The following is a 23,325-nucleotide window of genomic DNA, read 5'->3' on the forward strand; positions in this document are numbered from 1 at the left end:
GCCTCGTCGGCGATCTGTTCGAGCTGGCTCCCGCATTGACCAACGCGCTGGGGTGAGCAGGGGACGGCGTCAGCGAAGACTGAAAGTCAACGCTGATACCGGCCTGAGGAACCAAAGCTACATATTCGGATAATTCGGCCCCTCGCCGCCTTGTGGTACCACCCACGTGATGTTCTGCGTGGGGTCCTTGATATCGCAGGTCTTGCAATGCACACAGTTCTGCGCATTGATCTGCAAGCGGGGATTGTCGCCGGCATCATCGCGTACGATTTCGTACACCCCGGCAGGGCAGTAACGCTGCTCGGGCGCGTCATAGAGCGCGAGGTTGACCGTGATCGGCAGCGCGGCATCCTTGAGCGTCAGATGGCAGAGTTGGTCTTCCTCATGGTTGGTATTCGAGAGATAGACCGACGACAGTCGGTCGAAGGTAATGACGCCATCGGGTTTGGGGTAGGCGATGGGCTGGCAATCGGCCGCTTTTTTCAGCTTGGTATGGTCTGCGGCACTGTGGTGCAATGTCCACGGCGCCTTGCCACGGAACACGATCTGGTCGATGCCGAATAGCAGACTGCCCTGATGCAAGCCTCTTGCCATCCAGGGTTTGAAGTTACGTGCCTTGTGCAGCTCGTCAAACAGCCAGCTGCTGCGGAAGGCTTCGGGATACGCGTCCAGTTCATCACTGCTGCGGCCGGCCGCAACGGCGTCGAAGCAGGCCTCCGCTGCCAATGAACCCGTCTTTATGGCGCAATGCGAGCCCTTGATGCGAGCGGCGTTGAGGAAGCCGGCATCGTCGCCAATCAGCGCACCGCCGGGAAAAATCAGCTTGGGCAGCGATTGCAGACCGCCGGCGGCGAGGGCACGGGCACCATAGGCGATGCGCTTGCCACCTTCGAGAAACGTGCGCAGCGCCGGATGGGTTTTCAGACGCTGGAATTCCTCATAGGGCGAAAAATAGGGGTTGCTGTAGCCGAGTCCGGCGACGAAGCCGACCGATACCTGATTGTCTTCCATGTGGTACATGAAGCCGCCGCCGTACGTCTGCGGGTCAAGCGGCCAACCGCCGGTATGAATGACCAGCCCGGATTTATGCTTCTCCGGTTTGACTTCCCAGAGTTCCTTGAGACCGATGCCGTAAACCTGCGCTTCGGCGTTCTCGCGCAGATTGAATTTCTCTTCGAGTTGCTTGCCCAAGTGGCCGCGACAACCTTCGGCAAACAAGGTGTATTTGGCGAGCAGTTCCATGCCGGGCTGGTAGGCCGGGCCCTGGCTGCCATCCTTGAGCACACCCATGTCACCGGTGGCCACGCCCTTGACCGAGCCTTCCTCGTTGTAGAGCACCTCGGCACCGGCAAAACCGGGATAGATTTCGACGCCGAGCGCTTCGGCCTGCTCGCCGAGCCAGCGGCAGAGATTGCCCAGACTGATCACGTGGTTGCCCGCATTGTGAAAGCAGCCGGGTAACATCCAGTTCGGTATCTGAAAGCCACCGCCTTCCTTGAGCATCAGAAAGCGGTCTTCGCTGACCGGCGCCTTGAGCGGTGCGCCCAGGGACTCCCAATCGGGAAAGAGCTCGGCCAGCGCTCGCGGATCGAGAACTGCTCCAGAAAGAATATGCCCCCCGATCTCAGCCGCTTTCTCGATCAGGCAAACGTTGATCTCACCTTCCTTTTCAGCGGCAAGTTGCTTGAGGCGGATCGCGGCAGACAGCCCGGCCGGGCCGCCACCGACGATAACGACATCGTATTCCATGGATTCTCGTTGCATCTTGCTCCTCGCGTCCGTAGTCTGTTGTCGGGTATATAAGCGATTCTAAGATATTACGTCCAATGCAGGAAGTCGGCATCGGCGGCGTCGGCCCTGATGCAGCGGGAAAAGAGCCGAAAACGAATGACTCCTCTACTGCTCAACAGCCCTACTTCGGAACGATGACGACCTTACCGGTGGACTTGCGGCTCACAACCTGATTGAGCGCCTCTACCGCCTGTTCCAGTGGATAACTTGCCGAAATGTGCGGCTTGATCGCACCGTCCAGATACCATTGAATCAGCGTCCGGAAGCTCTCGGTCATCACCTCGGGATGCAGTTCCGCATAGGCCGGCCAGTTAACGCCGATCACATCCACATTCTTGACCAGCAGATGGTTGGCGGGAATCTGCGGCACGGTGCCACTCGCGAAACCGATCAACAGAATGCGACCTTCAAAGGCGATGCTGCGCAGCGACGCGGTGAACAACTCACCACCGACCGGATCGTAAACCACGTTCGCACCGCGGCCATCGGTGAGTTCCTTAATCCGCAAGCGCACGTCCTCCTGCCCGGAATCGATCAGATGGTCCGCTCCGTGTTCCCGCGCGACTTCAAGCTTTCCCGGCCCGTTAGCTGTGGCGATGACCGTCGCGCCCAACAGCTTGCCGACGGCTACGGCGGTCAGTCCAACGCCGCCTGACGCACCATGCACCACCAGCGTCTCTCCAGCCTGCAAGCGTGCCCGATGCCACAAGGCGATATGGGACGTACCAAACACCACTGGGAAAGCGGCGCCATCCTGCCAGGACATTGTCGCCGGCATTTGCACGCAGCGCTTGCTGTCCGCGACAACCTGCTCGGCATAGCCACCGTGCGGCGTCATGGCGATCACTCGATCCCCGATTTTCAGCTCTTCCACTCCTGCCCCCAGTTCCAGCACCTTGCCAGAGACTTCAAAGCCGGGGCTGAACGGCGGTTGTGGCTGCTTCTGATATTGTCCGCGGGAGATCAGGCTATCGGCGAAATTGACGCCACAGGCCTCCACAAGGATACGCACTTGGCCGGTACCGGGCCGCGGCTCCGGGATATCCTCCAGCCGCAGGGCAGCTGGCCCGGTGAATTCATGGCAGACGACGGCTCGCATGGTTGTGAATCCTCCATCGTTGAACAAAAGACCGTACTTCGTCCTGCGGGACGAGGCAGACGACTAGTGTATCCGTTCCGGAACAGGAGGGGAGGCGCTCGGCGCCATCCTTGGACTGCGATATGGCCAACCGTGCATGACTGGGCTAGTGAATTCCATTCCAATCGCGGTCTGAGTCGAGACCGGGGCTACGTTTACTTTGTCCCTTGGGGATTTCCCCACCAGCTTGACAAGCGTTCAGTCAGGATACGCTCCGGTAAATTCTCGTAATGTGAAACATCGTTGAACAAGCGCAAGCGGGCGCGCACCTCGCTCATGAAGTCGAGGATGTTCAATGCCGCCGGGCTCTGGTCCAGCCGGTCGCGGTAGCCCCGCATGTCGAAACCCAGCAGGCTGCTGATCAGCAAACGATTGGTTCCCTTGTGCGATACGACGAGTACACTGCGGCGGCGATGACGTTCGACGATCCCCCGCATCACGGGTAATGCACGATTGAGCACATTGACCCCGGATTCGCCATCCAATGGCGCTATGGTGAACGGATCCTCCTGCCAGATGGCGTACTCGGCCTGGAACGCGCTCTCGACCTCGGATCGGCGGAGTCCCTCCCAGTGACCGTAGTCGATTTCGCGCAATCCCGGTTCGGCGATCGGTTGCAGGCCGTGCGGACCCGCTAGAGTGCGCGCGGTTTCCATGGTGCGCTGTAGCGGACTGGCATAGACGGCGTCCAGTTGCTGCCCCTTCAGGCGCTCCGCGAGGCACGCCGCCTGTTTGCGGCCCTCGTCGGACAGAGCCACATCCGACGAACCCGCGAACCGGTCTTCTGCAGTGAGATCGGTGGCACCATGACGCACCAGGTAGATTCTCGTTGGCATATCAGCTGGCTGAATAACGCGAGCGGGTCGTAGCCACCGCCTGAGCGACGACCGTATCCCCTTCGCCGGCATTGTCCAACGAGGCCTGCAGGTCTTGCAGACGTCCGTCCTCCAGACCATAGATCCATCCATGTAGCATGAGTGGCTGGCCGCGCTGCCATGCGTCGCCGACCAGCGTTGTGCGGGCAACATTGCGCACCTGCTCGATGACGTTCAGTTCGCACAGGGCACACCAGCGGGCAGTATCGTCCGACAGCGCGGCGAGGAATTCCATATGTCGATCGCGCACGTCCTGAATATGGCGCAACCAGTTGTCGATCAGTCCCAGCGAAGGCCCTTCCAGAGCTGCCCTGACACCGCCGCAGCCGTAATGACCGCAGACAATGATGTGCCTGACCTTGAGCACATCGATCGCGTATTGCATCACCGACAGGCAGTTGAGATCGGTATGCACGACCGCGTTGGCGACGTTGCGATGCACGAAGACTTCGCCCGGTTTCAGGCCTGTGATCTGATTGGCCGGTACCCGGCTATCGGAACAACCGATCCACAGATATTCCGGACGTTGCAGGTTGGCCAGTCCCGAGAAGAAATTGGGATCGGCTGCTCGTGTCTCTTCTGCCCAACGGGTGTTGGCGGCAAACAGTTCCGGCAGGTATTTCATGTTGAAGTCATTCCATGATTAAAGGGAAACGCTTGGCAAGCTCGGTCAGCTTCTCGACTACCTTGTCCGAGTGGTCAAACCTCGTTTTCTACTCGGCGTCCGGTAGATTTCGATGATCGTCCGGGCGCCGGTTCAGACAGGAAACACCGGGTATCAGGCGCTTCCCCGCCTTCAATCACGCATCGGCCATGGCAATCGCGACAGAAACCGGCGGGTAGAACGTCGAACCGGTCTTCGATGAAGCAACGCGCTCGGTATCTCCTTCATCTGACGCAAAATTTTACCTTTTCAACTAACCAGTAGTCAACATACAATAAGCAAGCTTACTAAAGATTTCTGGCTTTCTGGGACCGACGAGACGCGCCCTCAATCCTCAATCGTCTTGCGGAAGCTTCTATGATCCACCTTGCCGGTCTGGGCACGCTCGCCGCCTGACGAGAGTTCTGGGTTAGTCTACCGGTAATGCCTGCGCTAAAAGCCGCGCCAATCGACGGCAGACGAATGCCATCACTTGATCGTCACTGAGGTCGCATCCATGATCATCCACGATTCGCAGCGAGGCACGGGTTTTCTCCTCACTGACTCTGCCCGATTGCTGCGAAAACTGATCGACCGTCGATTGCAGCCGCTAGGCTTGTCACGAGCGCAATGGTCAATCCTGGCGATCCTCTCCAACCAAGAAGGTCTTTCCCAGTCGCAGATATCCAGCAAACTGGAAATCGAGAAGTCCACTGCAGGTCGGTTGATCGATCAGGTCGAAAAAAGCGGATGGATCGAACGACGTCCGATTGTCGGGGACCGTCGTGTGTGGGGTATTTATCTGACCAACCAGGCGCGACAACTGCTTGCGCAGGTCGAAACAGTCATTCTCCACAGTCGCACGGAAATGCTGAACGGCCTGTCAGCCGAACAGCAACAGAGCCTGTCCGAGATGCTGCAAACAGTGAAGTCCAACCTGTCAACTGCACTTGAATTCGACCAGCGACCAATTCCAGCCGTTGCGGAGACGGCGCCATACGACGGAAACCACGCTAACTGATTCGCCGCTTCAAAAACAACGCGGGCTGCCTGCCCGAAATCTTCCTTCGGTCTGACAGCCCGCGCCCTATAACTACTTCACCACGACCCAATACAGAATGCCTGTATCGGGCTCCGCGGCAAAACCGCACTACTAGCCGATGATCTTGCGTACCACGTCGGTCATGGAAATCACGCCGACCGGCTGATCCTTCTCGGTTACTACCAGGCGATGCATGCGACGGCCAGTCATCAGACTGACTGCATCGCTGAGCAGCATATCCGCATCGCAAGTCGCGCAGCCGGGAGTCATGACTTCGCTGGCCTTCATCGACCGCGCCTGATCCGGCGTCCGGCCCTGACGCGCCAGCACCATATCGGTCTGCGATACGACACCGGTGGCCTTGCCCTGCTCCATAACCACTACCGCGTGAATCTCCTTGTCCACCATGATCTTGGCCACAGCGCCAACCGTATCATCCGGCGTACAGGAAATAATGCCGCGATGCATCAAGTCGCGAACCTTGGTGCCGTCGTCGGCAATGGTCAAGGCTTCGGCAGGCTCAATACTGGGCAACGGCTCGGACATCGGGTACGGATGCGGCGTAGTATGCACATCGCCCTTGGGCAGGGTCGGATGCACAGTCGTCACAGCCGGCTTGCCGCTCGCACCGAGACCAAACCCGGGGGCGCCAATCAGCACCGACATGTTGCCATGTGGATGTTTGTTGTCAGCCATCAACTGATGCGCAACTGGTAATTCTTCATAGGTGAACGCCCGCGACATACAGGGATCAAGCTGACCGCTCAATGCCAACTGGTTCATCTCGTTACACTGCACGGTATTGGCGAAATGCGAACCTTGCAAGCGCTTCTGCCGCATCCACAGGTAGCGCAAATCGACCGTTGCATTGTAACCGGTGGTGCCGGCGCAAACCACCACCATACCGCCGGTTTCACAAACGAAAATCGAAGACGGAATGGTCGTTTCGCCGGGGTGTTCGAAGATAATGTTCGGCGCCCTCTTCTCACCCAGCACTTCCCAGATCTTGGCACCAAAGCCACGCACGCCCTTCAGCCATTTCGCGTAACCGGCGTTGTCCTTCCAGTGCGGCAACATACCCCAATGATCGAATTCATTACGGTTGATGCAGCCTTTCGCGCCCAGTTTCATGCAGTAGTCGTACTTGTCCTCACCGGAAACCACGGCCACCGAAGTTGCGCCGACGGCCTTGGCGATCTGAATCGCCATCGAACCCAAGCCGCCTGCACCGCCCCAAATCAAGGCGACGTCGCCCTTCTTGACCGAACTACTTTCCCAGCCATGCAGCATCCGCCAGGCGGTTGCCGCAACCAGCGCATAGGCGGCAGACTCTTCCCAGTTCATATGCTTGGGTTTGGGCATGCATTGATGGCCCTGCACCCTGGTGAATTGGGCGAAGCTGCCGTAATTGGTCTCGTAACCCCAGATCTTGAACGAAGGCGAATACATCGGGTCACCGCCCTTCTTGACCCACGCGCAATTGCGGTCAAAGGTTCCGCAATGCATCACCACTTCGTCGCCGACCTTGACGTTGGTCACGTCCTTGCCGATCTTGTAGACGATACCGGACGCATCGCTGCCGCCGATATGGAAGTCTTCGGGTTCGCCGTTCTTGTTGCGCGCGGCAATAACATTGACGGGAATGCCCATGGCCGCCCAAACGTTGTTGTAGTTGATGCCCGCCGCCATCACGTAAACGAGCACTTCGTCATCGGCGATTGACGGCGTAGCTACCACTTCCTTCTGGAATGCCTCGGTGGGCTTGCCAAAGCGGTCCGCACGGACCAACCAGGCGTGCATTTTTTCCGGAACTTCACCCACGGGGGGCTGTTCACCTACTTCATACAGTTGCTTACTCATCAGGATGCTCCTTCTTTGGTTGAACTACTTGATCAATCCGACGACTTGAAACTGGACATAATGTGCTGCCGCATTCGTTCATACTCCAGGAACTGGCCGGATCGATTTTCGCTCAGGCGTATGCCTATGGCGGCGGGGCCACCAGCCAGATCCAGCCCAAATGTTCCGAACTCCTCTTTCAACAAGCGCATCACCCAGGCGTTGTGATGGCGGGTGCGCAGTTTGCCCAACAAGCCGGCATTGACGAGATAACTGCGGTGCCTGTCGATATGGTCCTGGAACTGTTTGATCCCAGTATTCATCGTCGCACTCACCAGGCACACCGGGTAGTCCCAGTCCTCACGACGATCCTGCCGAGGCGCGCTACGACCAAGCTCGGCGGCCGTCTTGCGAGCTGGAGCGCCAAGGTCGGACTTGTTGACCGCGAAAACATCCGGGATTTCGATAATACCAGACTTCAGATACTGGATAGCGTCGCCCGAGGCGGGTTGAGCCACATAACAAACGGTGTCGGCGATCTCGGCAATATCGATCTCGGTCTGGCCGACACCGACCGTCTCGATCACGACGATATCGAAGCAGGAAAACATCAGCCAACTCATCGGCCATACCTCGGTCGCTACCCCGCCCATCTGGTTTCGATTGGCCAGCGAGCGGATGAACAAACCCTCGTCATGAGTCGTATTCTTGATGCGGATGCGGTCGCCGAGCAATGCACCACCACCCTGTTCGGGGCGGCTTGAAGGGTCCACCGCAAGCACGCCGACCGTCCTGCCCGATGAGCGCCATTCGCGAATCATCGCGCTAACCAGAGAAGACTTCCCGGCGCCGGGAGGGCCGGTAACCCCGATCAGGTGGCCTTCATTCAACCATCGCTCGCCGGACAATGACGCCAAGAGCCGCGCCGAACAGGCACGCGCGTCGGCCAGCTTGTTATCCAGCAGATTCAGGCCACTGGCAACCGCCGCTCGCTCACCGCGCTGTATCCGTAATGCCAACTGCTCGGGATCGGGAAGATTCGTTAGGCTCATTTCTCCGTCACTGCAGCAGCCCAAGCCGTTCGAGCCCGTTGCTTTCACGGATCACGTCCACCATATCCGCCATGATCGTATTCAGATTGAAATCCTTGGGCGTATAAATCGCGCGTACGCCCAGTGCCTTGAGCTTCTCGGCATCCTCCTGCGGGATGATCCCCCCGGCAATCACCGGCACATTCGCCAGATCGCGCGAACGAAGTTCCTGCAAAACGGATTCCACCAGCTCCATGTGGCTTCCCGAAAGAATCGACAGACCGACCATATGCACGCCTTCCTCCTGGGCCGCCTGGGCAATCTGTTGCGGGGTCAGCCGGATGCCATCGTAGACGACTTCGAAGCCGACATCCCTGGCCTTGACGGCGACTTGCTCCGCGCCGTTGGAATGCCCGTCCAGCCCCGGTTTTCCGACCAACAATTTCAGGGGTCGGCCCAACGCCTTGCCAGTATTGGCAGTGCGCGCCCTGAGCTCGGTGACTTGGTCCTTCTTGCCCAGAACTTCGCGGCTGTCGATGGCAATGTCGATTCCGGTCGGCGGCCTGAACTCGCCGAAAACCGCTCGCAATGAATCGCCCCATTCGCCCGTCGTGACGCCTGCCAGCGCACAGCGAATCGAGCTTGGCATGATGTTTTCGTCACTCTTGGCGGCATCGGCGAGGCCCTGCAAGGCGGCCCGAACATCGGCGTCGTTACGGTTTTTCCGATGTGCCTGCAGCCGTTCGATTTGCTCTCGCTCGGCCGCCGGATTGGTTTTCATGATGCTGCCATCGCCACCCATGGTCAGTGGCGACTCGGCCGTTTCCTTGAAACAGTTAACACCGATGATTTTCAGATCGCCCGATTCGATGGCGCGCAACCTGTTCATGTGGCTGGCAACCAGTTCCCGCTTGACGTAACCGGACTCAATCGCCGCGATTATCCCGCCCTGTGCTTCAACATTCGCGATTTCCGCCTTGGCGCCCTCGATCAGTTCTTTGACCTTGGCGGCAATCACCGGCGACCCGTCCAGAATATCCGCGTACTCAAGCAAATCGGTTTCGAATGCCATCACCTGCTGTATCCGCAGAGCCCATTGCTGATCCCAGGGGCGCGGCAGGCCCATGGCCTCGTTCCATGCCGGAAGCTGGATGGCGCGCGCTCTTGCGTTCTTTGAGAGCGCCACCGCCAGCATTTCCAGAACGATTCGCTGCACGTTATTTTCCGGCTGCGGCTCGGTCAGCCCCAGTGAATTCACCTGCACGCCATAACGGAAACGGCGCAGCTTGGGATCCTCAACCTTGTATCGGGTCAAGGTCAGCTCGTCCCACATTTCGCCAAACGCCCGCATCTTGCAGCACTCTTCAATGAAGCGTATGCCGGCATTAACGAAGAAAGAGATCCGCTCGACCACTTGCGAGAATTCACTCGCTGCAATCTCGCCGGTAGCCATCACCCTGTCGAGAACCGCCATCGAAGTGCACAGGGCGTAGGCCAGCTCTTGAACCGGAGTCGCACCCGCTTCCTGCAAATGGTAACTGCAGATATTGGTCGGATTCCACTTCGGAACATTCTTTACGGTGTAGTTGATCGTATCGGCGATCAGACGCATCGACGGGCCCGGCGGATAGATGTAGGTACCGCGCGAGAGATACTCCTTGATGATGTCGTTCTGGGTTGTGCCGCTCAGTAGTTTAGGATCGATGCCCCGCCGTTGCGCCAATCCGATGTACAGCGACAATAACCATGGCGCCGTGGCATTGATGGTCATGGCCGTGTTCATTTGATCGAGCGGAATCTGATCGAACAACTGATCCATGTCCTCGATGTTCGAGATAGGCACGCCAACCTTGCCGACCTCGCCCTTGGCCAACGGATTGTCAGCGTCATAGCCCGTCTGCGTCGGCAGATCGAAGGCAACCGAGAGTCCCGTCTGGCCCTTGGCGAGATTGGTTCGATAGAGAGTATTTGACGCCTTGGCAGAGCTGTGCCCGCTATAGGTCCGCATCAACCACGGTCGATCCGTTTTTTTCTGGGTAGAAGCCATGACTATTCCCTTTTGCTGATCAAGAATCGGTTTGAAGACCTGCTTACACAGCGTCAATCAACGAGCGCGCAATAACCTTCAGCGCCAGAGTTTCCTCGGCTCCCTCGAAAATCGACAGTACGCGTGCATCCAGGAAATAGCGGCTGACCGACGTTTCCTCGGCGTAACCCATGCCACCATGAATCTGCATCGCTTCACGCGTGAGCCACTCGGCTGTCCGGCAGGTGAACAATTTCACCATGCTGGCTTCCATCTGACCCTTACCCTGGTCCATCAATCGGCCCACGGCGTAGGTGAATTGGCGCGATACGGTAAGCAGCGTCGCCATCCGCGCGAGCTTGACGCGCGTGAGTTGAAAATCGCCGATCGGCTTGCCGAAAGCCTTCCGCTCCTGCGAATAGGAAACAGCCTTTTCGAAAGCGGCCTGCATCACGCCTATGGCACGCGCGGCGGTCTGAATACGCCCGCCGGCAAATCCAGCCATCGTGAAGTAAAACCCTTTCCCTTCGCCTTCCGGCCCGCCGACCAGATTTTCGTCCGGAACGAACACATGGTCGAAAAACACCTCGTAGGAATGCATCCCGCGATAACCAATCGTCGCAATCGCTCGTCCTGTCAGCACTCCACCCTGCGGTTGACGATATTCAAAGTCGTGCCCTTCGTACGAGTCCTTCTCGACCAGGAACATGCTCAATCCCTTGTGGCCGAGCGAACTGTCGGGGTTGGAGCGAGCCAGGACCAGGAGCAGCCCTGCCTTTCCAGCCATGGTGCACCAGGTCTTGGCGCCGTCAAGCACCCACCCGCCGTCGCATTTCGTCGCCTTGAGGCGCATCGCAGCGACATCCGAACCGGTATCCGGTTCGGTCACGGCGATGGCACACAAGGGCTGACCCATCGCAACTTGTGGCAACCACTTTTCTCTCTGAGCTTCGGTCCCCCCTTTGAGCAGGGATCGGCTGAGGATCTCCGGACGAGTGATCAGACTGCCCGCCCCGCCCAGCGAGCCGCGCGAAAGCTCCTCAGTCACCACGATCATCCCCATGTTGTCTTCATGATCGTCGCTCTGAATGCCACCGTACCGCTCGGGAATCGACAGGCCAAAACAGCCCATTTCGGTCAGCGGCTCCAAGATTTCCGGCGGAATGATCCGGTCTTCCCGATGAATTTCCTCAGCCAGCGGCATCACGACGTTCGTCGCCAGCTTGCGGAAAGAGTCCTGCATCATCGTTGCATCGTCGCCGAGCAGGTAGGCGCCGCTGGCACCATCCAGGGTAGAGACCAGTTTGCCCAGTGCATCCAGATTGCCTGCGTCCAGTTGCGTCTGACAGAAACTGCTGAGTGCGGGCGAAGCGAAAGACGCGACGTCCGCTTCGCTCAGACCGAAATTCTGCGGTCGGGCCCGCAAACGATTGTGAATGTTCTGCAAGGCCTCGGCACAAAAAACCAGAGCCATCCGTTCTTCAAGGCAAGCGCTGGCAGCGGCCATCTTTTCCGCATACTCCAAGGCAAAACGCGCCGCAGTCGCCTCGGCAGCACACCAGGCCAGATCAAAGCTGGCCATTTGGTGTTCATCCAGCTTTTCGCCCGAAACCCCCTTGCCGCCGAGGCATTGCTGCTTCACCCAGCTCAGCGACTTCTTTATCAGCGCGTCGGCTGATCCGACATGCTGCACTGCACCTTGCATTCCACTCTTGACCGCGGTCATGACTGATCTCCCTGATTTACATTCAATGGGCCACTATTTCTTGGTCCGATTATTGACTATTCGAACAAACGAACGGGAGCGCAATTCGTCCAAGGTAATTCCCGTCGCCAGAACCTCCTGCTCGGTGATCGCCCCGCACGCCATTCCTCTCAAGAAGAAGTTCAGCAACCCCTGGCCGGTTGCCGCATCGTCGAAGGTATTGCCCACCAGCGTGGCTTGCGCGGCCTTGTTCAGGAATGCGTTCAGTCGAGCCGAGGCATCCTGCAATCCACTGAGGAAGAATGCATCCATGGCCGCATAGCGAATCGGCAACTGTCCCGGATTCAGATCCCAGCCCTGATAGTAGCCATGGGCAAGCGAGTGCACGATATTGTCGTAGTGCAGCTTCCACGCGCCATGAACCACCATGCGGTTTTCGTACCTTTGCTGGGAAGTCAGCACGTCGTCTTTACCGGCCTTATGCGGACCGATCGGCATGCTGGTGGTCGCACCGTCGCTGATGGTGATGCCGGTTCCCGCCAGGCTGACCTGCATCACATGGCGTGCGAAGTCGCAGGCCGGGTGCGTGTGCTTCTGGTGCGCGGCCGTAATATTGCAGGAGGCTGTGTAATCGTACGTCCCGAAAATGGCCGAGCGGCAACGCCCGCCGGCAGCCGCCACCAGCAACGGAACCGTGTTTTCTCCTTTGTGATTGATGATCGACTGGGTCGTTTCGATCATGATTTCCATCTTCAGCGAATCCTTGGCAAAGCCCAACTTGGCTTCGAGCTTCTCGAGAACCTTGACGCATGTGGAAACCTGAGTCGGGGTATTGACCTTCGGCAGGGTAACGATGAAGTGGTTTGGCAGTTTGCTGCCTGTTTTCTCGGCCAGACGGGTCAGGAACAGGTCAAGCGTGCGGATCGACCGAACCTTGCACTCATCTGAAAACGTCTTGATGCGGATACCGATGAAGGGCGACAGAATATTCTCGCTCATCCCTTTGGCGACTTCATCTGCGGCCGCGATGGCATGCGCATCTTCCTCTTCGTCAGGACGATTACCATAGCCGTCCTCAAAATCGATGCGGTTGTCCTCGATCGGCTCGGTTTGCAGCTTCTTCACGACGCGGTTATATACCGTATATGCCAGCCAGGCGGCCTGTTTGGTTTCGCGTACCAGCTCGGGGTTGGTCTCCAGCGCGCGGGTCAGATTCGCCAGTTCGGTGGGATCCGTCGGCAACGTATCCGCGCGCGGCATACCCAACGCACGGGCAAAGACACTGTAAGTAGGCGCATGGGTTTCCAGAGTCTTGAGCGCGACCTCACCCAACTTGGCGGAAAATCCGGCCTTGAACAGGTTCGCGCCTCCGTAAACCGTATGAACCGGCTGCCGATGAAAAGAATCCGCCGGATAATGGATATTGAATGCCGCATTGGAGTCGTGCAGCTCGCTGCAATAGGCATTCATTTCATCATGGGTGAGCGTGAGTTTCATGTGTTATCTCCCTAATCGTTGCCAAAAACCATATTGATTGTTGCTTGCAAGAATTTCACTGGACCGGACAGAAGTTCGATCGCCCTTCGTGATGCTGTACAACACGCACAATGGCCCATGTTGCCACGAATGCGCGCTTGCGTAATGACACAAACCAGCCAAGAAACCCTCGCGCGCCGGAGGAAACAAGCCGCTGCAAGAGGGAGGCTGCATCACTACAACTGAAGTCGGGTGGATCCCAAATATGCGATTTCATTCTAACGCCTGATGATGTTGCTCTGCAACATTTTTTGAGAATAATGCACAGAAAATGGGCATCAACTTCGGTTCCCTTTCGCCAAGATCACGTTAAAGCGCACAAGCGGCCCGCGGAGCTGTCAGAAGGCGCATAATTACGCGATTCGCCATGAAAGATCGACGCCGTTGCGATTGGTCGGAACGGCTCAGAGCTGTTGATCGGCCCCCACAAAAGCGGCGGTAGGCGTCCCGTTTGCGAGCGAACGTAGCTTCCACACAACCAGTCCATGAAAGAGCGCATACCGATGACTATCGCCACCGTACATTGTGATCGTACAGACCCTATCGCTACAGTGACACTCTCCAATCCTGGCAAGCTCAACGCCATGAACGCCACCATGTGGCAGGAACTGCGGCATACCATGTTGCGGCTTGCGGAAGATGCCGATATTCGTTGCGTGATCGTGCGCGGCGCAGGCGAGGTATTCGCCGCCGGCGGCGATATAGAGGAATTGCGCGAAGCACGTGCCACCGTGGATAGCGCGCTGGCTTATCACGAGTCGGTTGGGCAGGTGTTGCAGGCTATCCAGCAACTTCCCCAGCCCACCATTGCAGCGATTCAGGGGCCCTGTGCAGGTGCCGGACTGGAAATCGCCTGTTCCTGCGACCTGAGGATTGCCGGCCAATCGGCCCGCTTCGGCGCACCGGTAATGAAGCTCGGGTTTTCAATGTACCCCGGCGAACTGGCTGGCTTGCTGGCGCTCGCCGGCCCCGCGCTGACCAAGGAAATCCTGCTGGAGGGGCGTTTGCTGACCGCCGCCGACGCACTGAGCAAGGGCTTGCTGACGCGCGTAGTGTCAGACGACGATGTTCAAACTGAAGCGATGACCACAGCGCAACGCATCGCCTCGGGCGCCCCGTTGGTGGCAAGATGGCACAAGCAGTGGATTGAGCGGTTGATGGACCCGGCGCAGCTCAGCGAAGGCGAAAAACGCGCCTCATTCGCGTTCGTTGACAGCGACGATTACGCTGAAGGACTCGCCGCCTTTCTCGAAAAGCGCCCGCCACGCTTCACCGGACACTGACCAGCTACGCGCAAGATCGCTGCAGAGGCCATCGTCGATTAGCAATTCCGACAAAGGCCGAACGCCGGAACCGAAAAGCAAAAGGCGACCCGCGTGGCAGGTCGCCTTGATGAACAACTGCAATTGGCGAACTACTTGCCGGCCGCTTCGCGCTTGCGACTCGAAGTCGGCATCAATGTCGCCTCACCATCGATAACCACAGTTTCACCAACGGTACACACGGTATCGAGCACGACGCGGCCCTTTTCGGCAACAACTTCCTTGATCGTCACCTTGGCATGTACGGTGTCTCCGGGACGAACCGGCGCCCGGAAACGCAAGGACTGGTTCATGTAAATGCAGCCTGGCCCGGGCAAACGATTGCCCAGCACCGCTGAAATGAGACTGGCGGACAGCATGCCGTGCGCGATACGGCCCTTGAACATCGTCGTCTTCGCGAAATCTTCATCCATATGGACCGCATTGACGTCCGTCGATACGCCAGCGAACAGGACGAGGTCCGCATCAGTAATGGTCTTAGCGACTTCTGCGCTCATGCCGACAGTCAACTCCTCAATGTCGTAACCGTTCTGGGGATTCATGAAAGGCCTTTCTTAATGGTTATCGGTGCGGGCTTGCCGCGCTCAGGGTAAAAAAGGCGCTTGCTATCGCCTGCGCCTAGGGGATTTTTGCTGTTCCGGAACGCAGAGTATCCATGATATGGACATCCAGGTCAAACACCCGGGAGGCCGAAACGAGCGTCAATCCGGGAAGCCAACCCCGAGGAATGCGCAGAAATCGGCCAGTCTTGACCATGCCCCTTGCGTCTTGCACGCCTGAATTGCTCGCCGGGCAGACCTCACCGCGTGGCCTACCCGCGTGTACTAAGCATCCAAAAAAACGGCTACGCTCTGCTCGGCATCAATACCGTGTAGTCAAAGTCGAGGAGGACGCTCGGGTCGTAGCTGCCGTCGTCGAGTTTGTACGGGAAATCAGCGCAAGGACGGTCCTTGGTCGCCACGGTGCGCAAGCGAAGCGCGCCGAGATCGTTTCGGCCTGGCAACGCCATCTTGTCGACCACCGACGACCAGGCATAAATCGTATCGCCGGCAAACGCCGGGGATACGTGCCGACCAGCATTGATCGCCGCGATGCTGAAGGCATTCGCCAGTCCATTGAAGGACAGCGAACGCGCCATACTGATGACGTAACCACCGTACACGATACGGCGGCCAAATCGTCCCGATTTCTCGGCATGCTGGTTGAAGTGCACCTTGGCCGTGTTCTGGTACAGCCGGGTAGCCATCATGTGTTCGCTTTCCTCGATGGTCATGCCATCTACGTGATCGATCTGTTCGCCGACCTGATAATCGTTCCACAGGTCGGTGCTGCCGGCCAACGCGCAGTCATACTTTTCAATTTCTAAATCCACCGGGACAACCAGATCCGCCGCCGCGACAGAATCGGGAAGCTCCGGCACCACCGCCGCTGGGGCGGGGGAGGCGGCATCCTTCTTGCGTACCATGACCCAGCGACAGTAGTCGAGAACCATCTCACCGCGCTGATTGGTCCCGCGCGAGTTCACATACACGACGCCTGTCTTGCCGTCGCGATTCTCCTTCAGGCCAATTACCGTCGAGGTGGAGGACAGCGTATCCCCCGGATAGACCGGTTGTCCGAAGCGCCCCGACGCGTAGCCGAGGTTGGCAATGGCATTCAGGGAAATGTCGGGCACGGTCTTGCCGAACACGATGTTGAAAGCCAGCATGGAGTCCACCGGCGATCGCGGAAAGCCCAGACCGAGCGCGAAGGCATCCGCCGAACCGACGGCGAAACGGGAGCCCGTCAATGCTGTGTAAAGAGCCACATCGCCTTCGGTCACCGTTCTCGGCGTCGCATGGACGATCTCCTGCCCAATACTGAAGTCCTCAAAGTAGTTGCCCAACCTGTTCTTCGCGCTCATTCGATTCTCACTCCCGTGTGCTGAGTTAAGCCCTACCAGCCGTATGCTGCGGCCAGCTCCGGATCCTTTTTGGCGACCAGTTGCGCCAGATCGACGATAACCTTGGCCTGCTTCCAAGTAGCGTCATCTTGCATCTTGCCGTCAATCGTCGCAACACCGCTGCCATCCGGCATCGCTTCAAGTATGCGTTTGGCAAACAGCACTTCCTTGACGTCGGGGCTGAATACCCGCTTGGCGATGGCGATCTGATTCGGCGCAAGCGACCAAGCGCCCGAGCAGCCCATCAGGAAGGCATTGCGGAACTGCGATTCGCAGGCGGCTTCGTCCTTGAGATCGCCAAACGGTCCGTAGAACGAATGCAGACCGTGCGCCACGGCGGCGTCAACCATGCGCGCAATGGTGTAATGCCAGAGATCCTGTTGATAGAACGCCCGCTGGCTCTTGCCTTCTTCCTCGTCAACCAGAACACCGTAGCCGGGATGTCCGCCACCCACGCGGGTTGTCTTCATGCCGCGCGAAGCGGCCAGATCGGCCGGGCCGAGGCTCAAGCCATGCATGCGCGGACTTGCGCCGCAGATGGCTTCGACATTGGTCACACCCTGTGCCGTTTCGAGAAGAGCGTGCAACAGAATGGGTTTCTTGATCGCGTACTTGGCTTCGAGTAGCGAGACATACTGGTCAACGAAATGAATATCCCACGGCCCCTCGACCTTGGGAAGCATGATGACATCGACCTTGTTTCCGACGTGCTTGATGATCTCGCTCAAGTCGTCGAGAACCCAGGGGCTGTTCAAGGCATTGATGCGCACCCACATCCCGGTGTCGCCGAAATCGTTGTTGCTCAGCAATTCGATGAAGCCGGCGCGCGCAGCGTCCTTGGATTCGATCGGGATGGCGTCCTCAAGATTGCCGCACATGACATCGCATTGTTTGGCGGTCTCGGGCGCCTTGGAGCGGATTTTTTCGATGTGCGGCGGAAAGAAATGAATCATTCGTTCCGGTCTCACCGGAAGTTCACGCAAGGGCTGTGGCGCGCCAATGGCAAGCGGCTTGTAGAAATGGACGGGTAGCTTCATGGCAGTTTCCTTAATCTAGACAGCGGTGGTGGATTGGTTGGAGCGATCATGCTACACGCAGTGTTTCAACCTGGCCCGGCGACAATACCCTGATCGTGCAGACGGCCGACTTCGCCCTCGCTCATACCGAGTATGTCGAGCAGAATCTGGTCGGTATGCTCCCCGAGTACTGGCGCCAGCTTTGCCGGCAAACGGGGTACGTAATTGAAATCAAGCGGTGTGGCTGGCGCCAGATAGGAACCGATACCCGGCTGGTCGACGGTCGAGAACATCGGATTGTCGAGCGAGCAATCCGGATCGGTGGCGATGGCTTCCCTGACGCCACGGTAAGGACCCCAGGTGACTCGATTGGCATCGAGAATCCGGGCTGCTTCAGCCATTGTGCGGGCCTGGAACCAGGGCTCCATGAGCGCCGCGATCTCCTGGCGAGCACGAAATCGATTGCCCTCGTCAGTCAGATCAAGGCCAAGCCGGACACCGAGTTCACCAATTGCATCCTGGAGGCCGGTAGCCTTGGTCAGGCAACGCCACTGCATGTCGGTCAGGCCAACGATCATCAGACGTTTACCGTCGAGCGTTCTGAAATCACGTCCGAAAGACCCATAGAGATAGTTGCCGTACTTGGGCCGGTCCGCGTTATTGACCATCACTTCGGCGAGCAAGCCAAGGTTGCCGAGCATCGCCAGCGCCACATCCTTCAGCGACAAACGCACAAGTTGCCCTTCGCCGGTCAGGCGTCGATGCCTTTCGGCAGCGAGCAGGCCAATGGCGATCATGTGGCCACTGGTGTAATCCCACGCCGGAAACGCGTCGTTCACAACCTCCGACGAATTGATCGGGCCATTCAAGAAAGGCAGCCCGACCTGAGGATTTACCGTGTAATCGACCTCCGAACCACCATCACGACGACCGAGAAAGTTGATCATGATCAGATCCTGACGATGGGCTTTCAGCGTTTCATAGCTGAGCCAGCCCTTGGCCGGAAAATTGGTGCTGAACAGGCCGGCATTTTCACCCGGCGCGCAGATCAACCGAGTCAATATCTCCTGTCCCTCCGGCTTGCGAAAATCGACAGCGATCGAGCGCTTGCCCTTGTTCAGGCCGGCCCAGAACAGGCTGTGTTTGCCATCCAGCGTCAGCGGCCAGCGGCTGTTGTCAAGCCCGCCGTCAAGCGGGTCGAAACGTATGACATCGGCGCCCAGTTGCGCCAGAGTCATGCCGCCCAGTGGCGCGGCGACAAAAGCCGTGCCCTCGACGACACGCAAACCTTTGAGAATTCCATCCATCCTGTCTACCTATTCCGAAGTGGTGCTCAGCTAGAGTGGTTTCAGATCACACGCTTTTTGCGCAGCTCTTCGATCTCTTGCGGTTCCAGTCCGAGAAGTCCGGACAGGACTTCATCAGTATTCTGGCCAAGTTTCGGACCGAGATGCTTGATGCGCCCTGGCGTTACCGAAAGGCGTGGCATCACCGATGGCACAATGACCGTCTCGCCGATGTCCGGTTCGTCGATGGCCACCAGATTGCGTCGCGAGTGAAACTGACGGTCACCGAAAACATCGGCGATGCTGTTCAGCGGACCAGCTGGCGCACCAGCGGCAAAGCAGCGCGCCAGCAGCTCTTCGCGATGTAGCGAACCGCACCAGTCGCGGACAATCTCGTTGACGTCGTGACGGTGCTCCATGCGCACCTTCTGGTCCCCGAAAACGTGGGGGGCGGCCAGTTCGGGGCGACCCATGGCGGCTGCCAGCCGCTCGAACAGTTTGTCAGTCACACACGAAATTGCCACCCACTTGCCGTTGTCCTTGGTCGGGAAGTGGCCATGCGGACATGCAAAATCGTTGTGCGTCGGCCCATGTCGCTCACGCACCGTTCCGTACATGCCATAAGCCGGCGCCAACTCGTCGGTGCAACGAAACACCGATTCGTAGAGTGCGGCGTCGATGTACTGTCCGCAGCCGGTACGTTCACGATGGCGCAAGGCCATCAATATGCCGATGCAGCCATAGAGTCCGGTCAGGTAGTCACCGATGGTGGTCGACCCCGGTGTAACCGGCGTTCCCCTCGGCATGCCCGAGAGAAAAGCGATTCCACCGACAGCGTGCGCAACGCGGGCAAAACCAGGCCGGTCCTTATAAGGGCCGGTTTGACCATAGCCGGTAACACGCAGCATGATCAGGCGGGGATTGATCTTGTGCAGCACCTCCCAGCCAAGCCCCCATTTTTCGAGCGTACCGGGCCTGAAGTTTTCGCACAGCACATCCGAGTTCTCGATCAGCTTCTTGAATAACTCGACGCCTTCGGGCAAATGCAGGTCCAACGTCACCGATTTCTTGTTACGTGCTTCGCTCAGCCAGGCCAGCGTATCCTTGCGCTTGGTCGGCGTACCGAAGTAACGCATGGGATCACCGCCCTTGGGGTTTTCAACCTTGATGACCTCGGCGCCAAATTCACCGAGGATGCAGGCGCTGTAAGGCGCAGCAATGACCGTGGCCGCATCGATAACACGAATGCCTTCGAGCGGTAGCCTGGTTTCGGTCTGCTCTGTGTTCATGGGAATCCTTGTGCGATGAAATGATCAGATGATCTTGCGTTGCCGCAAGCGCTGAATTTCCGGTCCTGTAATTCCGAGCAACTCGCGCAGAACTTCGTAGGTCGCGTTACCCAGTGGTGGCCCGAGATTGGAAATCCGGCCGGGCGTTTCAGACAGTGTCGGCACGACTCCCGGAATCACCACATCACCCACGCCATCTTCTTTGATATGCGCCAGATTGCCGCGCGCCAGGAAGTGTTCGTCTTCAAAGATGTCGGCAATGCTGTTGAGTTTGCCGATCGGCACTTCACCATCGATACAGAGCTTCATGATCTCGTCCCGAGTCAGCGAACCGACCCACTCAATGACGATCCTGTTAACTTCATCGCGTGCCGCCAAGCGTTTGCGCTGATTTCCATAATACTCGGCCGAAGCAAGTTCCGGCCTGCCCATCGCCTCCGCAATGCGTTCGAACATCTTGTCCGTGGTGCAAGCAATGGCAACCCATTTGTCATCTATGGTGCGAAAATGTCCGTGCGGGACGGCAACGAAACTGCCCGCGCCTTCGCGTTGGCGAACCTTGCCAAACATGCCATAGGCTGCGGCGATCTCGTCCATCTGGCGGAAAACGGCCTCGTAAATACCGATATCAATGATCTGCCCTTCGCCGGTCGCTTCACTGTGACGCAATGCCAAGAGTATACCAATGGCACCATAGAGGCTGGACAGGTAGTCACCCAGCGGGGTGGTGCCGGGAACCACCGGGGTTTCACCCGGGAAGCCGGCAAGGTAGGACAAACCGGCGAAGCCATGGGCTATGTGCGCGAATCCCGAGCGCGAGCGATAAGGTCCGGTCTGCCCGTACCCCGAAACACGGAGCATCACCAGCGCCGGATTGGCCTTGCTCAGCACATCCCAGCCGAGACCCCATTCCTCCATCGTTCCCGGCCGGAAATTCTCGATCAGCACATCGGACTTGGCGACCAGTTTCAGAAACAGTTCGACGCCTTCCCGCTGGCGCAGGTCCATGGTGACCGATTTCTTGTTGCGGCCTTCGCTGAGCCAGGCCAATGTCGCATCGTGGCGCTTCGACGCGGTGCCGAATCTTCGCATCGGGTCGCCGTTGATTGGGTGCTCGACCTTGAGAATTTCGGCACCAAACTCGCCTAGCATCGACGCTGCATACGGTCCTGCCAGGAAGGTTCCGACGTCGATGACGCGAATACCGCTCATCGGCAGATTCTCTGTATCGGGCGAGCGATCCTGGTCAGGGCCCGCCTGAGAAGCATCAGTGTTCGTGCCTGAGGCACTGACGGATGATTCGTCCACAGCGGTCGCAGATTCAGACTTCGCGCTTCCAGCTCCCTTTTTCATAGTAGTTCCTCTCGACTGCAATGCCTTGAAACGCTTCAATACCGCCAATTCCCGCCAAGCGGGGTTGCGAAATATAGCAAAACATAAATTCAATAGCAAATGAGCAAACGGCTATCCCAACGGCGGATTATCCTACTGTTTCGTCCGGTCCGAGCAAAATTCATCAAGCAACTTGAGTTAGAAAACCGGCTGTGTTTAACTTGCCAACCTTATCCGGAAAACCCGAAAGGAACAGGTTGATGACCGAATCGACAACAGATTTCGCTGAATGGATTGGCCGTAAAGAGGCTACGGATGACGACTTGAGCGTATCACCTACACTGGCTGCGGCAGCGACGCTCGACGATAGGCTTACTCGATTCGAGAATGGGAGCGCATTGCCCCCGCTGTGGCACTGGTTCTACTTTCTTCCCCGAGCGCCGCAATCGCAGCTTGATATCGACGGACACCCAAAGCGTGGCGGCTTCATGCCGCCGATCCCTTATCCGAGGCGGATGTTTGCCGGATCGCGCATGCAATTCCACCGACCCTTGATCATCGGTCAGCCCGCTCGCCGCGAAGCGGTGATTCGCGACATCAAGCAGAAGTCAGGCCGCTCAGGCTCGCTGGCTTTCGTCTCGGTCGTTTGCAGTTATTACCAGAATGATGTGCTGTGCCTTGAGGAAGAGCAGGACATCGTCTACCGGGAACCCGGGGCCGCAGTTGCCAACCCGCAGGTCATCGCGTGGTCACCCGCTGCCGAAAATGCCTGGACGAAAATAGTAACGCCCGACCCGAGATTGCTGTTCCGCTTTTCAGCACTAACCTTCAACGCCCACCGGATTCACTATGACCGCCCCTACGCGACCAGCGAAGAGGGTTATCCGGGTCTGGTCGTACACGGGCCGCTGACCGCCGTTCTGCTGATGGAACTGGTGCGCCATCATGCGGCGCGGCCGGTGAGCAAGTTCAGCTTCCGCGGTTTAGCTCCCCTTTTCGACCTGGCGCCGTTCCGCTTGGTCGGCATACCGAACGACGACCGCGTGTCGCTGGAAGCGCATGGGCCGGACGGATCGGTGGCAATGAGTGCCAGCGCGGAATTCGCCTAGAACCAGGGTATTGAGGGCCGAGTTCCGTGATCCAATCCTACGCTTGCCCAATAACCTCAGTCAGCATCCGCGCAACGCCGGTCTTCCATTCGGGCAGGATCAATCCAAATGTTGCCTGTAACTTGCGGGTATCGAGTCGCGAGTTGAGCGGTCTTTCGGCTGGTGTCGGGTAGTCGCTGGTCAGAATGGCCTCAATGGCTTCCGGTGCAACCCGAACCTGTTGCCCCGCGTGGCGGGCTTGTTCGATCACGAATTTTGCATAGCCGTGCCAGCTTGTCTCGCCACCCGCAGCCAGATGATAGATCCCGGCCAGTTCAGTGCGATTCTCGACTGTCCGCAGGGCGTGAGCCGTCACATCGGCTAATAGCTCGGCGCCGGTCGGCGCACCGATCTGGTCGTCGAT

General features: G+C 58.2%; 18 protein-coding genes and 1 pseudogene. 3 read left to right on the forward strand and 16 right to left on the reverse strand.

Annotated elements, in window-relative coordinates; genetic code table 11:
* Positions 1-117 precede the first annotated feature (117 nt).
* From PROAA_RS03300 to can, 4 genes and pseudogenes are all read right to left on the reverse strand, one after another.
* A pseudogene (locus PROAA_RS03300) lies at positions 118-1,770 on the reverse strand (electron transfer flavoprotein-ubiquinone oxidoreductase); the annotation flags it as partial.
* A 142-nt stretch (positions 1,771-1,912) separates the two neighbouring features.
* Positions 1,913-2,890 carry an NADPH:quinone oxidoreductase family protein gene (locus PROAA_RS03305; RefSeq protein ID WP_186409967.1) on the reverse strand — a complete coding sequence of 326 codons (978 nt, stop codon included), beginning with the start codon at positions 2,888-2,890 and terminating at the stop codon, positions 1,913-1,915.
* Positions 2,891-3,084: 194 nt separating this feature from the next.
* Positions 3,085-3,765 (reverse strand): histidine phosphatase family protein, encoded by a 681-nt coding sequence (locus tag PROAA_RS03310; RefSeq protein ID WP_186409968.1) that lies wholly within the window; start codon positions 3,763-3,765, stop codon positions 3,085-3,087.
* Position 3,766: 1 nt separating this feature from the next.
* Complete coding sequence (gene can / locus PROAA_RS03315) at positions 3,767-4,429, reverse strand: carbonate dehydratase (RefSeq protein WP_186409969.1); 663 nt, start codon at positions 4,427-4,429, stop codon at positions 3,767-3,769.
* A gap of 535 nt (positions 4,430-4,964) precedes the next feature.
* On the opposite strand from can, the gene PROAA_RS03320 reads away from it, so the two are divergent.
* On the forward strand, positions 4,965-5,468 hold the full coding sequence (locus tag PROAA_RS03320; RefSeq protein ID WP_186409970.1) for a MarR family winged helix-turn-helix transcriptional regulator: 504 nt from the start codon (positions 4,965-4,967) through the stop codon (positions 5,466-5,468).
* Positions 5,469-5,600: 132 nt separating this feature from the next.
* On the opposite strand, the gene ccrA is transcribed toward PROAA_RS03320, so the two are convergent.
* From ccrA to PROAA_RS03345, 5 genes are read right to left on the reverse strand one after another with little or no spacing between them, the layout of a single operon-like run.
* A complete protein-coding gene (gene ccrA / locus PROAA_RS03325; RefSeq protein ID WP_186409971.1) occupies positions 5,601-7,349 on the reverse strand; it encodes a crotonyl-CoA carboxylase/reductase in 1,749 nt (582 codons plus the stop codon).
* Positions 7,350-7,381: 32 nt separating this feature from the next.
* The gene (locus PROAA_RS03330; protein WP_186409972.1) at positions 7,382-8,380 is read right to left on the reverse strand and encodes an ArgK/MeaB family GTPase; all 999 of its coding nucleotides are present in this window, start codon (positions 8,378-8,380) and stop codon (positions 7,382-7,384) included.
* A gap of 7 nt (positions 8,381-8,387) precedes the next feature.
* Positions 8,388-10,406 carry a protein meaA gene (locus tag PROAA_RS03335; RefSeq protein ID WP_186409973.1) on the reverse strand — a complete coding sequence of 673 codons (2,019 nt, stop codon included), beginning with the start codon at positions 10,404-10,406 and terminating at the stop codon, positions 8,388-8,390.
* A 43-nt stretch (positions 10,407-10,449) separates the two neighbouring features.
* The gene (locus PROAA_RS03340) at positions 10,450-12,111 is read right to left on the reverse strand and encodes an acyl-CoA dehydrogenase family protein (RefSeq protein WP_186409974.1); all 1,662 of its coding nucleotides are present in this window, start codon (positions 12,109-12,111) and stop codon (positions 10,450-10,452) included.
* Between the two features lie 33 nt (positions 12,112-12,144).
* Positions 12,145-13,587, reverse strand: coding sequence for a DUF6986 family protein (locus PROAA_RS03345; RefSeq protein WP_186409975.1), 1,443 nt, complete (start codon positions 13,585-13,587; stop codon positions 12,145-12,147).
* A gap of 542 nt (positions 13,588-14,129) precedes the next feature.
* Between PROAA_RS03345 and PROAA_RS03350 the strand changes: the two genes are divergently transcribed.
* Positions 14,130-14,909 carry an enoyl-CoA hydratase/isomerase family protein gene (locus tag PROAA_RS03350; protein WP_186409976.1) on the forward strand — a complete coding sequence of 260 codons (780 nt, stop codon included), beginning with the start codon at positions 14,130-14,132 and terminating at the stop codon, positions 14,907-14,909.
* A gap of 131 nt (positions 14,910-15,040) precedes the next feature.
* Here the strand turns inward: PROAA_RS03350 and PROAA_RS03355 are convergent, their stop codons facing one another.
* The 6 genes from PROAA_RS03355 to PROAA_RS03380 all read right to left on the reverse strand — a co-directional run bounded on the left by PROAA_RS03355 (position 15,041) and on the right by PROAA_RS03380 (position 21,693).
* Positions 15,041-15,490: a MaoC family dehydratase gene (locus PROAA_RS03355; protein WP_186409977.1), complete on the reverse strand. Its 450-nt coding sequence runs from the start codon at positions 15,488-15,490 to the stop codon at positions 15,041-15,043.
* A gap of 302 nt (positions 15,491-15,792) precedes the next feature.
* Entirely contained in the window at positions 15,793-16,851 is a 1,059-nt protein-coding gene (locus PROAA_RS03360; protein ID WP_186409978.1) for a MaoC family dehydratase, read from the reverse strand.
* A 32-nt stretch (positions 16,852-16,883) separates the two neighbouring features.
* Positions 16,884-17,927 (reverse strand): HpcH/HpaI aldolase/citrate lyase family protein, encoded by a 1,044-nt coding sequence (locus PROAA_RS03365; protein ID WP_186409979.1) that lies wholly within the window; start codon positions 17,925-17,927, stop codon positions 16,884-16,886.
* A gap of 65 nt (positions 17,928-17,992) precedes the next feature.
* Positions 17,993-19,213: a 2-methylfumaryl-CoA isomerase gene (locus PROAA_RS03370; RefSeq protein WP_186409980.1), complete on the reverse strand. Its 1,221-nt coding sequence runs from the start codon at positions 19,211-19,213 to the stop codon at positions 17,993-17,995.
* A gap of 41 nt (positions 19,214-19,254) precedes the next feature.
* Entirely contained in the window at positions 19,255-20,481 is a 1,227-nt protein-coding gene (locus PROAA_RS03375; protein WP_186409981.1) for a CaiB/BaiF CoA transferase family protein, read from the reverse strand.
* Between the two features lie 24 nt (positions 20,482-20,505).
* The gene (locus tag PROAA_RS03380) at positions 20,506-21,693 is read right to left on the reverse strand and encodes a CaiB/BaiF CoA transferase family protein (RefSeq protein ID WP_222102074.1); all 1,188 of its coding nucleotides are present in this window, start codon (positions 21,691-21,693) and stop codon (positions 20,506-20,508) included.
* Positions 21,694-22,073: 380 nt separating this feature from the next.
* On the opposite strand from PROAA_RS03380, the gene PROAA_RS03385 reads away from it, so the two are divergent.
* Entirely contained in the window at positions 22,074-22,922 is an 849-nt protein-coding gene (locus PROAA_RS03385; protein ID WP_186409983.1) for an HTD2 family dehydratase, read from the forward strand.
* 37 nt (positions 22,923-22,959) lie between these two features.
* Here the strand turns inward: PROAA_RS03385 and PROAA_RS03390 are convergent.
* On the reverse strand, positions 22,960-23,325 hold a 366-nt coding region (locus PROAA_RS03390; protein WP_186409984.1), incomplete at its 5' end, for a sugar nucleotide-binding protein.

This window comes from Candidatus Propionivibrio aalborgensis, assembly GCF_900089945.1.
GTDB classification, from domain to species: domain Bacteria; phylum Pseudomonadota; class Gammaproteobacteria; order Burkholderiales; family Rhodocyclaceae; genus Propionivibrio; species Propionivibrio aalborgensis.